This window comes from Mesorhizobium salmacidum (SeqCode) (assembly GCF_037179605.1).
GTDB classification, from domain to species: Bacteria; Pseudomonadota; Alphaproteobacteria; order Rhizobiales; family Rhizobiaceae; genus Mesorhizobium; species Mesorhizobium salmacidum.
The window spans coordinates 111,099-123,597 of record NZ_JAPYKS010000010.1 but is presented as its reverse complement, the minus strand read 5'-3'; the positions used below and the strand labels follow the sequence as shown (position 1 = coordinate 123,597).

The 12,499-nt window shown below is 62.0% G+C and carries 16 protein-coding genes; 6 read left to right on the top strand and 10 right to left on the bottom strand.

The annotated features are described in order from the left end of the window. The first annotated feature begins 80 nt into the window (after nucleotides 1-80). Nucleotides 81-269, top strand: coding sequence for a DUF3008 family protein (locus O7A60_RS15625; protein WP_027143670.1), 189 nt, complete (start codon nucleotides 81-83; stop codon nucleotides 267-269). Nucleotides 270-349: 80 nt separating this feature from the next. On the opposite strand, the gene O7A60_RS15620 is transcribed toward O7A60_RS15625, so the two are convergent. Further along, on the bottom strand, nucleotides 350-547 hold the full coding sequence (locus O7A60_RS15620; RefSeq protein WP_140506376.1) for a hypothetical protein: 198 nt from the start codon (nucleotides 545-547) through the stop codon (nucleotides 350-352). A gap of 374 nt (nucleotides 548-921) precedes the next feature. Between O7A60_RS15620 and rpsD the strand changes: the two genes are divergently transcribed. The 3 genes from rpsD to O7A60_RS15605 all read left to right on the top strand — a co-directional run bounded on the left by rpsD (nucleotide 922) and on the right by O7A60_RS15605 (nucleotide 3,382). After that, nucleotides 922-1,539 (top strand): 30S ribosomal protein S4, encoded by a 618-nt coding sequence (gene rpsD / locus O7A60_RS15615; RefSeq protein ID WP_027028657.1) that lies wholly within the window; start codon nucleotides 922-924, stop codon nucleotides 1,537-1,539. Between the two features lie 138 nt (nucleotides 1,540-1,677). Next, nucleotides 1,678-2,565, top strand: coding sequence for a tRNA 2-thiocytidine(32) synthetase TtcA (gene ttcA / locus O7A60_RS15610; protein WP_337107065.1), 888 nt, complete (start codon nucleotides 1,678-1,680; stop codon nucleotides 2,563-2,565). After that, on the top strand, nucleotides 2,555-3,382 hold the full coding sequence (locus O7A60_RS15605) for an inositol monophosphatase family protein (protein WP_337107064.1): 828 nt from the start codon (nucleotides 2,555-2,557) through the stop codon (nucleotides 3,380-3,382). Before ttcA ends, O7A60_RS15605 begins: the two co-directional genes overlap by 11 nt. A 30-nt stretch (nucleotides 3,383-3,412) precedes the next feature. On the opposite strand, the gene O7A60_RS15600 is transcribed toward O7A60_RS15605, so the two are convergent. The 5 genes from O7A60_RS15600 to purL all read right to left on the bottom strand — a co-directional run bounded on the left by O7A60_RS15600 (nucleotide 3,413) and on the right by purL (nucleotide 8,469). Next, nucleotides 3,413-4,681: a multidrug effflux MFS transporter gene (locus tag O7A60_RS15600; protein WP_337107063.1), complete on the bottom strand. Its 1,269-nt coding sequence runs from the start codon at nucleotides 4,679-4,681 to the stop codon at nucleotides 3,413-3,415. 142 nt (nucleotides 4,682-4,823) lie between these two features. Further along, complete coding sequence (gene grxD / locus O7A60_RS15595) at nucleotides 4,824-5,159, bottom strand: Grx4 family monothiol glutaredoxin (RefSeq protein ID WP_013895877.1); 336 nt, start codon at nucleotides 5,157-5,159, stop codon at nucleotides 4,824-4,826. Nucleotides 5,160-5,310: 151 nt separating this feature from the next. After that, a complete protein-coding gene (locus tag O7A60_RS15590) occupies nucleotides 5,311-5,544 on the bottom strand; it encodes a BolA/IbaG family iron-sulfur metabolism protein (RefSeq protein ID WP_015318146.1) in 234 nt (77 codons plus the stop codon). A 122-nt stretch (nucleotides 5,545-5,666) separates the two neighbouring features. Beyond that, complete coding sequence (locus O7A60_RS15585; protein ID WP_337107062.1) at nucleotides 5,667-6,230, bottom strand: hypothetical protein; 564 nt, start codon at nucleotides 6,228-6,230, stop codon at nucleotides 5,667-5,669. A 7-nt stretch (nucleotides 6,231-6,237) separates the two neighbouring features. Then, nucleotides 6,238-8,469, bottom strand: coding sequence for a phosphoribosylformylglycinamidine synthase subunit PurL (gene purL, locus O7A60_RS15580; RefSeq protein ID WP_337107061.1), 2,232 nt, complete (start codon nucleotides 8,467-8,469; stop codon nucleotides 6,238-6,240). 248 nt (nucleotides 8,470-8,717) lie between these two features. Between purL and O7A60_RS15575 the strand changes: the two genes are divergently transcribed. Beyond that, entirely contained in the window at nucleotides 8,718-8,882 is a 165-nt protein-coding gene (locus O7A60_RS15575; RefSeq protein ID WP_167531216.1) for a hypothetical protein, read from the top strand. A 77-nt stretch (nucleotides 8,883-8,959) separates the two neighbouring features. Here O7A60_RS15575 and O7A60_RS15570 read toward each other — a convergent pair whose 3' ends face one another. After that, nucleotides 8,960-10,369, bottom strand: a complete 1,410-nt coding sequence (locus O7A60_RS15570) for an aminotransferase-like domain-containing protein (RefSeq protein WP_337107060.1) — start codon at nucleotides 10,367-10,369, stop codon at nucleotides 8,960-8,962. 93 nt (nucleotides 10,370-10,462) lie between these two features. Here O7A60_RS15570 and O7A60_RS15565 point away from each other — a divergent pair, with 93 nt between their 5' ends. Beyond that, entirely contained in the window at nucleotides 10,463-10,714 is a 252-nt protein-coding gene (locus tag O7A60_RS15565) for a DUF1127 domain-containing protein (protein WP_337107059.1), read from the top strand. Nucleotides 10,715-10,722: 8 nt separating this feature from the next. On the opposite strand, the gene O7A60_RS15560 is transcribed toward O7A60_RS15565, so the two are convergent. The 3 genes from O7A60_RS15560 to O7A60_RS15550 are packed head-to-tail and all read right to left on the bottom strand — an operon-like array spanning nucleotide 10,723 to nucleotide 12,441. Next, complete coding sequence (locus tag O7A60_RS15560) at nucleotides 10,723-11,364, bottom strand: Pr6Pr family membrane protein (protein ID WP_337107058.1); 642 nt, start codon at nucleotides 11,362-11,364, stop codon at nucleotides 10,723-10,725. A 7-nt stretch (nucleotides 11,365-11,371) separates the two neighbouring features. Beyond that, complete coding sequence (locus O7A60_RS15555; RefSeq protein ID WP_337107057.1) at nucleotides 11,372-11,779, bottom strand: hypothetical protein; 408 nt, start codon at nucleotides 11,777-11,779, stop codon at nucleotides 11,372-11,374. Then, nucleotides 11,776-12,441 carry a glutathione S-transferase family protein gene (locus O7A60_RS15550; RefSeq protein WP_337107056.1) on the bottom strand — a complete coding sequence of 222 codons (666 nt, stop codon included), beginning with the start codon at nucleotides 12,439-12,441 and terminating at the stop codon, nucleotides 11,776-11,778. Before O7A60_RS15550 ends, O7A60_RS15555 begins: the two co-directional genes overlap by 4 nt. Nucleotides 12,442-12,499 lie beyond the last annotated feature (58 nt).

The window sequence follows — 12,499 nt, the reverse complement described above, 5'->3', positions numbered from 1 at the left end:
CGAGCGGACCGGGATGGGCCACTGGCGCTGGAACCGCCGCCGAAGCGCGGCGTTTCTCCTGACAGCAAAGGAGAACCGCTATGCCAGCCACCTCGAAAGCCCAGCAGAAGGCCGCCGGCGCCGCACTCTCCGCCAAACGTGGCGAGACCAAAAAAAGCGAGCTCAAAGGCGCTTCCAAGGGCATGTATGAATCGATGAATGAAAAGCAGCTCGAGGAATTCGCCGAGACGAAGCGCAAGGGACTGCCGGAGAAAAAATCCCAGGATTGAGCGCTTCGAGCCAGACTATCTTGGAAATGAAAAAGGGCCAGCGACGTTTGCTGGCCCTTGGGATTGTTGCGTTGAACAGCCTACCAGCGGTGGCAGCGCCGTACCCTCTCGACGATCACCCTGCGATGACCATGCCGCCACACCACTCTCTTTTTGACGATGACCCGGCAGACCTGTTTGTGGCCGTGCCAATGGCGCGCCATGGCCGGTTCCGGCGCCACCGCCATCGAGCCTGCAAGCACCGCGGCGCCTGCCAGGGTAAGGAAGAACTTCTTCATGTAGTTGGGCTCCTCTAGCTCCAGTCCCTTCCTGTGCCGCTGGCGCAAAACCTCCCGCCACATCCGGCATCGCATCAACGTCGCAAACGCTACATGGTTGTGGTTGGCCACGCTACTCACAAGCTTGACATCGGTTAAATCTCGGTTTAACCAGCCGCCAACGCCGGGCAGCGATGTCCGGTGTTTCTTTTATATACGCAAAGTCAGTCACCCTCTCTGTTTCTGGCCTTGTTTGAACTGACGTGTCCCGTGGGTTTTCCGCCGCGTTGCGTGGGAAAACCCTGTCAGGTCTCGAAAACGGAGGCCAGAGGAGGGCGCGTTTCCTTCATCCGGACCATGAGGTGCCGGGTGTGCTGTTTTGAAAAGGGAATGCGATGAGCAAGCGCGAATCCGCGAAATACAAGATCGACCGCCGTCTCGGCGAAAATATCTGGGGCCGCCCGAAGTCCCCGGTCAACAAGCGTGAATACGGCCCCGGCCAGCATGGCCAGCGCCGCAAGGGCAAGCTTTCCGATTTCGGCCTGCAGCTGCGCGCCAAGCAGAAGCTGAAGGGTCACTATGGCGACGTTTCGGAAAAGCAGTTCCGCAAGGTCTATGAAGAGGCCGACCGCCGCAAGGGCGACACCTCGGAGAACCTGATCGGCCTGCTCGAATCGCGTCTCGACGCGGTCGTCTACCGCTCCAAGTTCGTACCGACCATCTTCGCCGCCCGTCAGTTCGTCAACCACGGCCACGTCAACGTCAACGGCAAGCGCGTCAACATTGGCTCGTACCGCTGCAAGCCGGGCGATGTCATCGAAGTGCGCGAAAAGTCGAAGCAGTTGGTCATCGTCCTGGAGTCGGTCGGCCTTGCCGAGCGCGACGTGCCGGACTACATCGAAGCCGATCACAATAAGATGGTCGCGACCTTCTCGCGCATCCCGGGCCTCGCCGACGTTCCGTTCGCCGTGCAGATGGAACCGAACCTGGTCGTCGAATTCTACTCGCGCTAAGCGAACGCTTTTCTGCGATATCGGAAAAGGCCGCCTTCGAGGCGGCCTTTTTTGTTTTCGGGCATCCGCTTTGCCGTTTCGATTTTCCGGCCGATGCGTTAATCCGGGCGGAAGTCACATTTCCGGGGCCGTCGCGCCATGAACATGCTGCCAGACATCGAAACGCTTGAACCCATCGCCGACGGTGGTTTCCATCCGCTGTTCGCTGATGTGCCGTCCTCGGTCGAGTTCAACAAATTGCGCAAGCGGCTGCTGCGGCTGACCCGCCAGGCGATCGAGGATTTTTCGATGGTGAAGCCCGGTGAGCGCTGGCTGGTCGCGCTATCTGGCGGCAAGGATTCCTACGGTCTGCTTGCCATGCTGCTTGATCTCAAATGGCGCGGGATGCTGTCGGTCGAGTTGCTGGCCTGCAACCTCGACCAGGGTCAGCCGAATTTCCCCAAGCACATCCTGCCCGACTATCTCGACGCCAACGGCATAGCCCACCGGATCGAATACCGGGACACCTACTCGGTCGTCACCGACAAGCTCCCGGAGGGCAGCACCTATTGCTCGCTGTGCTCGCGGCTGCGGCGCGGCCATCTCTACAGGATCGCCCGCGAGGAGGGCTGCTCGGCCCTGGTCCTCGGCCATCATCGCGAGGATATTCTCGAAACCTTCTTCATGAACCTGTTCCATGGCGGCCGGCTTGCCGCCATGCCGCCAAAACTGCTCAACGACGACGGCGACGTCATGGTGTTGCGGCCGCTGAGCTACTGCGCCGAGGTTGACCTGGAGAAATTCGCTGCCGCGATGCGGTTCCCGATCATCCCTTGCGATCTCTGCGGCAGCCAGGAAGGGCTGCAGCGCAACGCCATGAAGGCGATGCTCGAAGACATCGAAAAGCGCTTGCCTGGCCGCAAGGACACGATGATCCGCGCTCTGTCCAACACCAGGCCGTCGCATTTGCTCGACCGAAAACTGTTCGATTTCGCCGCCCTCAATGAAACCCTCGCGATCAGGCAAGACATTTCCGATGACATTTGACGATACCGCGATCGACTGGCTGGCCGGCATTCTGGCCGAGGCAGCCCAAGCCGAAATCATGCCGCGCTTTCGCCGATTGGGCGATGGCGATATCCGCCAGAAGACTTCCGCAGCCGACCTGGTGACGGAGGCGGATGTCAACGCCGAGCGGCTGATCACCGCCAGGCTGCGCGAGCGCTATCCCTCGGCCATGATGGTGGGCGAGGAGGCCTGCTCCGAGAATCCGGCGCTGCTCGATGGCTTGGGTGATGCCGAACTGGCATTCACCATCGATCCGGTGGACGGCACCTTCAATTTCGCATCCGGCGTACCGCTGTTCGGCGTCATGCTGGCGGTCGTGGTCAGGGGCGAGACGGTCGTGGGCATCATCCATGATCCGGTGGGCAAGGATTGGCTCATCGCCGCCAAGGGCGCCGGCAGCCATATCAGGCATGCCCATGGCACCCTGGAAAAAGTGCATGTGGCGGCACCCGTGCCGATCTCGCAGATGACCGGCGCGGTCTCCTGGCAATATCTCGACGAACCGGAGCGCTCACGCCTTGCACGCAACCAGACCAAGGCACTGTCGCAGTTCGCTTATCGCTGCGCCGCGCACGAATATCGGCTGCTGGCGAGCGGGCACGCGCATTTTATCGTCTACAACAAGCTGATGCCCTGGGATCACCTGCCCGGCGTGCTGATTCATCAGGAAGCCGGCGGCCATGCCGCGCGCATCGACGGCAGCGCCTATCTGCCCTCGCATGTCGACGGCGGCCTGCTTGTCGCGCCGGACCAGGACAGCTGGCAGGAGCTGCGCCGGGAGCTGTGGGCGCAATAGGTTAAGTTCTACGCCGCGTCTGCGGCAGATCTAGTGCAGGTCGGTGACGTGCCCTGAGACGGGTGTGTTCTGCGGCTGGAACATCTTGCCGCGCTCGGCGATCAGGATCATCAGCAGCGCGGCAACCGAGACGCTGCAGAACCCGGCGGCCAGTGGCGTCACCGTGCCGTTGAAAGCCTGGCCGATCAGCGTGCCGAGAATGCCGCCGAGAAACGTCTGCATGAAACCCAGGATGGATGACGCCGTGCCGGCCAGTTGGCCAAGCGGCTCCATGGCCAATGCGTTGAAATTGGCGCCGAGGCAGCCAAACGGAAGCATGGCGCCGGCAAAGAAGGTGATGAACAGCCAGAGCGGCATCTTCGTTTCCAACGAAACCACCAGCCAGGCCAGGCTGATCACCAGAAACAGCAGCAGCGCGCTTTGCGACAGGCGGCGCATGCCGACGCGGCCGACGAGGCGCGAGTTGAGATAATTGGAGAAGGCGAGCACGCCCGCGACACCGGCGAAGATGACGGGAAACATCTCGCCGACGTTGAAGACGTTGACATAGATCTGCTGCGCCGAGGCGATGAAGCCAAACATGGCGCCGAAGATGAACGTGCTGGCGAAGGCATAGCAGAGCGCGATGCGGTTGGTGAGCACGATGCGGAAGCCGCCGACAATGGAGGAGACCGTCAGTGCCCGGCGATATTCGGGATGCAGCGTCTCGGGCAGGCGCAGCAGCGACCATGCCGACACGATCAGGGCGCCGACGGCCATGGTGACGAATATCCAATGCCAGGTCGCGAACAGCATGATGAACTGGCCGATGCCCGGCGCCACGACCGGAATGGCCATGAACACCATGAAGATCAGCGACATCACTTCGGCCATACGCCGGCCATCGAATGTATCGCGCACGATCGAGACCGCGATGACGCGCGTGGCGGCCGCGCCGATGCCTTGCACGACACGACATAGCAAAAGTGTTTCAAAGCTGGGCGCGATGGCGGCCGCGGCGGCCGCAGCCACATAGATGATCAGGCCGGCGACAAGCGGCGAACGGCGTCCGAACCGGTCCGAGATCGGCCCGAAGAACAGTTGGCCACCGCCGAAACCCAGTATGTAGGCGGTGATCACATATTGCCGGTGGTTTTCATTCTCGACGCCGAGCGAGGCGCCAATCTGCTGCAGCGCCGGCAGCATGATGTCGATAGCCAGCGAATTGAGCGCCATCAGCGCCGCGCAGAGCGCGATGAACTCCCAGCGCGGAATGGGCAAGGCGCTTGCCCCTTGCGGCGCTGATTTCTGCTGGTCCACGGCAAGTCCGATCTCTAAACGAAAACGCGCCGGCGGGCCGGCGCATTGGCTCGTCCTAGTCCCGGGAGCCGGGATGTAAAAATTGCCGAGGTGGGCTGCCCCGGTGCCCAAGGCATGTCGGTGTCGACATGCCTTGGCTGAATTAGGCGGCGCCTTTGACGCTGACGCCCTTCTCGACCAGGAAGGTCTGCAACTCGCCGGCCTGGAACATTTCGCGAATGATATCGCAGCCGCCGACGAATTCGCCCTTGACATAGAGCTGCGGGATCGTCGGCCAGTTGGAATAATCCTTGATGCCCTGGCGCAGTTCGGCGGAGTCCAGGACGTTCACGCCTTTGTAGTCGGCGCCGATATAGTCGAGGATCTGGACGACCTGGCCGGAAAACCCGCATTGCGGAAAGCCGGGCGTGCCCTTCATGAAAAGGACGACGTCGTTGCCCTTCACTTCGTTGTCGATGTAGTCGTTGATACCGCTCATGGAATATCCTTTCACGCCTGTGGGAGTCAGGCTCGAAGCATGTCTTTCAAATAAACCCATAGGTTGCCCGAAACAAGACTTTAGCCATGCCATCACCCGAATGGCGCAAAGAAGGGGCTGTTTTGGGCCAAGCGTGTCGGGTGGAAATGCCTCAGTCGGGAACGCTGGTCTGCAGCGCCAGCGCGTGCAGCACGCCGCCCATATTACCCTTCAGCGCGTCATAGACCATCTGGTGCTGCTGAACGCGGCTCTTTCCCCGAAAGCTCTCGGCCACGACTTCGGCCGCGTAGTGGTCGCCATCGCCGGCGAGATCGCGGATCGTCACGCGGGCGTCCGGTATGCCGTCCTTGATCAGTTTTTCGATATCGTGGGCGTCCATTGCCATTGCAGAAATTCCTGTTCCGGGAGGGCGGCGGCGCGGCCGCCCATGCGATAAGAGTCGGGCGAGCCTAAAGCCTTTCCAATCCGGATTGAAGCGGTTCCGTCCGGAGTTCGTTCTGTTGGTGTTCAGGAGATGGTTTCACCCGGCCCCTGCGCCGGCTCGTCCTCGCGCATCGAGAAGACGCGGCCCAGACTGAAAACCAGCACGTAGAGCGGGGTGTTGACCGCCAGGTTGGCGATCGGCAAATAGCTGGTCACCCGCCAGGCGGGCGAGAAGAACGGCTGGCCGTAGCCATCGCAGACAAGCGAAGAGCCATACTCCCACAAGGCTCCCAAAACAGCCGAGACGGCGAAAAGCTTGATGCAGGTGATGATATGCCTAGCTCGCGTTGGTTCCGGCAGGAGCCAGTTCCAAAGCACCAGACAGACAACCGGAACCGCATAGATGAGGTTCTGCAGGACCAGCATCGGAAGCGTATCGTTGGCCGCGGCGAGAAACTCGGCGCGTGTTTCCAGCCTGGGGCAAACCTCGCTCGAGGTCGTCGACAGCAGGAAGAAGACGAACGGCCCGAGGCACCAGAAAAAGAACAGCGACGGCCAAAAGACGACCGCAAGCAGCGCCCGTAGGGCCAGTTTCTTATGATTGAGCAGGATCTTTTCCGAAAACCGGTTTTCACTTTTCGGGATCATGCTCTCGTCAACTGGCCTGGTCCATGAAGCGCGGGAACCAGCCTTCATGGGCGGTGGTCAGATCGCTGACCGGGATTGCCCTGGCATCGCCGAGCTTCAGCGCGTTGCCGCCCGTCGAGCCGATCCACGGCGCGAAGATGCCGAGTTCGCCCTGCTGCTTGCGAATAGCGTCCCATTCATCGCCATGGGGATCGATCGACAGCGTCAGGAGATAGCGGCCCTGGTCTTCGCCAAACCAGACCGGGATCGGATCGGTACCGACCAGTCCGGGAACGGTCGCGCCGATGCCGGACGCCATCGCCATTTCGGCCAGCGCCACCGCGATGCCGCCGTCGGAGACGTCATGCGCCGCCGTGACGATACCGGACGCGATCAACGAGCGCACATGGTCGCCGACGCGCTTCTCGTGCCCGAGATCGACCGGCGGAGGCGGGCCATCGCTGCGGCCGTGGACATCGCGCATATACGCCGACTGGCCAAGATGCGTTCCCCAGGAAGCCGGCGCGCCCACCAGCAGGATCATCTGGCCTTCCGCGGCGAAACCGATCCGCGCCATCTTCGACCAGTCCGATATCAGGCCGACGCCGCCGATGGTCGGTGTCGGCAGGATGCCCTGGCCGTTGGTCTCGTTGTAGAGCGAGACGTTGCCCGACACGATCGGGAAACCGAGCGCCCGGCAGGCGTCGCCAATGCCTTTCACCGCGCCGACCAGCTGGCCCATGATTTCTGGCCGTTCGGGATTGCCGAAATTGAGATTGTCGGTGGCGGCGAGCGGCAGCGCCCCGGTGGCGGTCAGGTTGCGCCAGCATTCGGCCACGGCCTGCTTGCCGCCCTCATAGGGATCGGCTTCGCAGTAGCGCGGCGTCACGTCGGAGGAGAAGGCCAGCGCCTTGGTCGGATGTCCGTCGACGCGCACCACGCCGGCATCGCCGCCCGGAAGCTGCAGCGAATTGCCCTGGATCAGCGTGTCGTATTGTTCCCACACCCAGCGACGCGAAGACAGGTCCGGTCCGCCAAGCAGCTTCAGCAACGCATCGGCGAGGTCGGCTTGCGGGATATCGTTGGCGGCAAGCGGCGCCGGCTTCTTCGGCTCGACCCACGGGCGATCGTATTCCGGTGCCTTGTCGCCAAGGTCCTTGATCGGCAGGTCGGCGACCTCGTCGCCCTGGTGCCGCACGCGGAAGCGCAGATCGTCGGTGGTCTTGCCGACGATGGCAAAGTCGAGACCCCATTTGTGGAAGATCGCCTCGGCTTCCTTTTCCTTTTCGGGGCGCAGCACCATCAGCATGCGCTCCTGGCTTTCCGACAGCATCATCTCGTAGGCGCTCATACGCTCTTCGCGCACCGGCACCTTGTCGAGGTCGAGCTCGATGCCGAGGTCGCCCTTGGCGCCCATCTCAACCGCCGAACAGGTGAGGCCGGCCGCACCCATGTCCTGGATGGCGATGACCGCGCCCGAGGCCATCAGTTCGAGAGAGGCCTCGAGCAGGCATTTTTCGGTGAAGGGATCGCCGACCTGCACGGTCGGGCGCTTCTCGTCGATCTTGTCGTCGAACTCGGCCGAGGCCATGGTGGCGCCGCCGACGCCGTCGCGGCCGGTCTTGGCGCCGAGATAGACGACCGGAAGGCCGACCCCCTTTGCCTCTGACAGGAAGATCGCGTCCGTCTTGGCAAGGCCCGCGGCAAAGGCATTGACCAGGATATTGCCGTTGTAGCGGGCGTCGAAATTGACCTCGCCGCCGACCGTCGGCACGCCGAAGGCATTGCCGTAGCCGCCGACGCCGGAAACCACTCCGGCGACGAGATGCCTGGTCTTGGGATGGTCGGGAGCACCGAAGCGCAGCGCGTTCATGGCCGCGATCGGCCGCGCGCCCATGGTGAAGACGTCGCGCAAGATGCCGCCGACGCCGGTCGCCGCACCCTGATAAGGCTCGATGAAGGACGGGTGGTTGTGGCTTTCCATCTTGAAGACGACGCAGTCGCCGTCACCGATGTCGACCACGCCGGCATTCTCGCCCGGGCCCTGGATGACCTGCGGACCGGTGGTCGGCAAGGTGCGCAGCCATTTCTTCGAGGATTTGTAGGAGCAGTGCTCGTTCCACATCGCCGAGAAGATGCCGAGTTCGGTAAAGCTCGGTTCACGTCCGACGAGGTCGAGAATGCGCTGATATTCATCGGGCTTCAGCCCATGCGCGGCGATGAGGTCCTGGGTGATCGGCACGGAATTGGAAATGGTCATGGGCGGCGATTTATGTCCATGGAGCAGGGATTTTTGAGTCTCCTCTTATCGCAAGCTTTGCGGCCGATACACCCGTCGGAGAAGGAAAAAGGCAGAAAGCAACAGGGTGATGCGCGCGATAAATCGTGGCAGGCCCTCCCTTGAGCCACGAAAGGCACCCCGACCAGCGATTGAAGCTCCCCCAAAAGCCAAATGGGGAACGCCATGATGTCCCAGCCGTTAGGTCCTATCACTCAGGAGACAGCACGATGGCTACCAAGCAAGGCAAGAACGACAATCGCCTCTCGGACAAGGAGGCTCTCCATATCGCGGAGACCACCGACGTTTCGCCCCGGCAAGCCAAGGAATTGGCTGAGAAGCACGGCAAGGACAAGGCCGAGAAGGAAGCCAAGAACTTCAAGGCCGAAGGCTGATCCGGTCCGGTTCTGACAAGTCTCGGTTTCGCGAAGGCGGCGTCTCGAGGCAAGCAGGGCGGGTGGCCGCGCATGGCTCAGGAAAAACTGTCGTAGCCTGCGCGGCCCTCGTCCAGCAGCCGCCTGATCACCGCGACGCCGCCGGCAATATCCTCGCGCCGCCTTGGCTGCGAAACGCCAAAGCGCACCCCATGGAAAACCCGCTCCGAGCGCCCCGCCTTGAACTCATCCTCATCGTCGATCAGTACGCCATGCTCCAGGCAGGCATTCTTGAACGTGCCGGAAAGCCAGGGATCGGGCAGGGTGAGCCAGACGAACGGCACTTTGTCGTGCGATTTGAATGAGAAGCCTGTCAAGCGTTCGCGCACTATGGCCATGCGGGCGCTGATCTCCGCGATGCTGCGCCTGCGGATTTCGCTGGCCTGACCGGAAAGCACCAGCCGGGAATTCACCTCCGCCAACAGGAATGGCATGCCGCCGGTCATCATCTTGTGGGCGACCCGGATGCGGTGGCGATAGGCAGGCGGGCAGGAGAGCCAGCCGCCACGCAGGCCGGCCGCGACCGATTTCGACAGGCCACCGGCAATGATGGTGCGTTCAGGCGCAAATTCGGCAAGCAGTGGTGTCGGGTCGTCGGTCAGATGGCCGTAGAGGTCATCCTCGATCAGGATGACATTGTATTCACGGGCGACACGCGCGATCGCCTCACGGCGCGCCGACGACAAGGTCACCAAGGTCGGATTCTGCGCCGTTGGCATCAGAAATATCATCTTGGGATGCTTTTGCGCGCAGACACGTTCGAAATCCGCTGGATCAAGGCCTTCATCATCCGAGGCCACCAGCGCGGTGCGCCGGCCTATCAGGCCGGCGCTGCGGGAAATCTGCGAGTAGGTGAGGTGCTCGAAGGCGACATAGTCGCCGGGCGTGGTGAGGGCCGCGATCGCGGCCATCACCGCGGCATGAGTGCCGAGAGTGGGGACGATTGTATCGACCGCTGGCCGGAAGGCGTTCCGTGACAGCCACCGGGCGCCGGCTTCGTACCAGCGATCCGGGAAATCGCGCGTGTAGCTCGAAATCTCATGCGGATGGTCTTGCGCGGCGCGTGACAGGACGTCAGCAACAATGGCGCCCTGGCCGATGTCAGGGGCTGCCGTGCTGTCGAAACGCAGCTTGTCCTTGGGGGCATCGGCATAACGCGTGCCTTCGACGCTGATGTCGGGCTCCTCTGGCTTTGTAACGCCAATGTTCTCTCCCAGCACATAGGTCCCCCGTCCGACCTCGCCACTGACAAGACCGCGCTCACGCAGCAATTGGTAGGCCCGGCCGACTGTGCCGACCGTGGCGCCGATGTCGTAGGCGAGGTCGCGCTGTGGCGGCAGCTTTGCCCCCGCACCGATCACACCCCGGTCGATATCCGCTTCAATGGCGTCTGCGAGGCGCTGATACAGCGGACCTGAACCCGTGAGATCTGGCACCCAATTTGTCATGGTGACAATTTTCTATATTGCACCGTTTCGGGAGTCAATACATATCAATAGCGCGCTAAAAAGGGTGCAATTGATATTATGGCAGAAAGAAAAATGGATACAATCGGAACATTCCGCCACTCCAGAACCGAATTGCTCTGCCGGCCTGCTCCCCCGTCCGGGCAGCGCGGCTTCGCCGGCCGACTTGTGCAAGTGGTCAGGTCGCTGGCGAACTGGATCGACCATCTGCTGGAGCGCCTGCGCGGCCGGCTGGCGCTGCTTGAGATGACCGACGATCAACTCAAGGATATCGGCATCTCGCGTTGCGACGCTCACCGCGAGGGCATCAAGCCGCTCTGGGAATAGGGACCGGTCTATCGGGTGCCTTTGCTCCTGAGGCGCCCAATACCGTGATCGACGAAAACGGCGACGACGCATATCGCCACGAACAGCGCGGTGATGGCGAGCGCCGCTATAGTGACGCTCTCAACGCCATTCCTGGCGATATCGAGGAAGGGGTAGGGCACCTCGCCCGCCAGCGGCGCCCGCGCCAGCGCATAGGCCAGATAGGCGATGGGATAGACAACCCACCAGGAAATATCGCTCCATCTCGTTTTGCCCTCGGCGCCTGACGTCAGCCACCACAGCACGAACAGCACCGGCGTCACGTAGTGCAGCAGGACGTCGCAAAGCAGGAACAGGCCCTGTGGCTGCCAGAGCCGCGCCAGCACGGTGGCATAGACAATGAAGACCAGGGTGATCGAAGCCGCGACGCCCGCGCGCATCCGTGGCCCGGCAAAGGCCGGCAGCCACGCATGGCCGTTGGATGACAACAGCGAGCTGTGAACCAGCACGGCGCCAATGTTGGTCAGGATGGTGAAGAAGCTGAAATAGAACACGATCGAGCCAAACAGGCCGCGGCCCGCTTCCATCGACGCTGGAATGGTGATCGAGAACTGCAGGGCAAGCGCAATCAGACCAACAACCAACCCTGCGGTCTGCAGGAACCGGCCCATGGCTGGCTCAGGCGGTGGCTGCGCAGGCCGGATTGCCCGCCTGCCAGCGCGCGACATCCGAGCTGATGCGTGCGCCAAGCGGGTCGTTCATCAACGGTCCGAAGACGTCGACATGGCTTGAATTCCCCTGCGCCTGCACGACCAGCAACGGTTTGCCGCCATAGTGCTTGGCCGGCACCAGAAGGAAGCGCGGCTGGCCGCTGAACGAGTTCAGCTCATTGGCCATCTGATACTGCTTGAAGGCTGGGTCCTTGCTGGCGATCCAGCATTTGTGGGCCGATATCGCCACCTGTTCCATGGCGAGCAGCGCGGCACTTTTGCCCGACGGCACGGGCGTGCTCTTGGGGCTCGACTGGCACGATGCCAGCGCAAACCCCGCCGCGGCGACGATGGCAATCGTCCTCGTCTTGATCAAGCGGCACCCATTTCAAGTTCGGACAGAAAGATCTTGAGGCCGTCGGTCATCTCGCCCCACACCCTGGACAATGCGGGGTGCTGCGAGGCGATCTGCTCATAGGCATCGAATTTGGGATAGGCGTCGAGCAGGTCATGGCGGCCTGTCATGGCGCGGAAATTGTTGAGGATGAACCGCGTCGGTGTCAGCCAGGCATCGGCGAAACTGATGTCGCTACCGAGCGCGAAGGGGCCCTGCGCCATGCGTGCCTCGATGGCCGCCAGCCCATGGTGGAGACGGGCGAATTGAGCGTCGATCTCGGCAGTGTTGCGCTTCGGCACGAAATGCAGCTCGAAAAGCTTCATCGTCGGCGTCAGCACATCGAGATCGGTGATGCGGGCGAACATGCGCACCAGCGCGCGGTCCTTCGAATCGGGCGGCAACAGCGCCGGTTCGGGAAACCGCTCCTCAAAATATTCGGCGATGACCACCGATTCGACGATCGTTTCGCCCGAGCCGGTGATCAGAACCGGAATCCGGTTCATCGGCGAGATGGCGCGAAACTCTTCGGGGATCGGAAAACCCGGTGGCGGCGCGATGATCTTGAGCGGCACGTCCTTGATATAGGCCAGTGCCCGCACAATCGAAGAGTAGGGCGACAACGGCCGCGAATAGAGTTTCATGACCGTCTCTCCCTCACGCTATGATTTTGAATTACCGCAATTCTTAAGGTTGCGGTTG

What these genes read in the sequence shown, in the direction of transcription:
- O7A60_RS15565 (WP_337107059.1), top strand. Translation starts at nt 10,463, where the DNA reads ATGGATACAATCGGAACATTCCGCCACTCCAGAACCGAATTGCTCTGC.
- O7A60_RS15590 (WP_015318146.1), bottom strand. Translation starts at nt 5,544, where the DNA reads ATGGCAATGGACGCCCACGATATCGAAAAACTGATCAAGGACGGCATA.
- rpsD (WP_027028657.1), top strand. Translation starts at nt 922, where the DNA reads ATGAGCAAGCGCGAATCCGCGAAATACAAGATCGACCGCCGTCTCGGC.
- O7A60_RS15625 (WP_027143670.1), top strand. Translation starts at nt 81, where the DNA reads ATGCCAGCCACCTCGAAAGCCCAGCAGAAGGCCGCCGGCGCCGCACTC.
- O7A60_RS15620 (WP_140506376.1), bottom strand. Translation starts at nt 547, where the DNA reads ATGAAGAAGTTCTTCCTTACCCTGGCAGGCGCCGCGGTGCTTGCAGGC.
- ttcA (WP_337107065.1), top strand. Translation starts at nt 1,678, where the DNA reads ATGAACATGCTGCCAGACATCGAAACGCTTGAACCCATCGCCGACGGT.
- O7A60_RS15585 (WP_337107062.1), bottom strand. Translation starts at nt 6,230, where the DNA reads ATGATCCCGAAAAGTGAAAACCGGTTTTCGGAAAAGATCCTGCTCAAT.
- O7A60_RS15570 (WP_337107060.1), bottom strand. Translation starts at nt 10,369, where the DNA reads ATGACAAATTGGGTGCCAGATCTCACGGGTTCAGGTCCGCTGTATCAG.
- purL (WP_337107061.1), bottom strand. Translation starts at nt 8,469, where the DNA reads ATGACCATTTCCAATTCCGTGCCGATCACCCAGGACCTCATCGCCGCG.
- O7A60_RS15605 (WP_337107064.1), top strand. Translation starts at nt 2,555, where the DNA reads ATGACATTTGACGATACCGCGATCGACTGGCTGGCCGGCATTCTGGCC.
- O7A60_RS15550 (WP_337107056.1), bottom strand. Translation starts at nt 12,441, where the DNA reads ATGAAACTCTATTCGCGGCCGTTGTCGCCCTACTCTTCGATTGTGCGG.
- O7A60_RS15560 (WP_337107058.1), bottom strand. Translation starts at nt 11,364, where the DNA reads ATGGGCCGGTTCCTGCAGACCGCAGGGTTGGTTGTTGGTCTGATTGCG.
- O7A60_RS15575 (WP_167531216.1), top strand. Translation starts at nt 8,718, where the DNA reads ATGGCTACCAAGCAAGGCAAGAACGACAATCGCCTCTCGGACAAGGAG.
- grxD (WP_013895877.1), bottom strand. Translation starts at nt 5,159, where the DNA reads ATGAGCGGTATCAACGACTACATCGACAACGAAGTGAAGGGCAACGAC.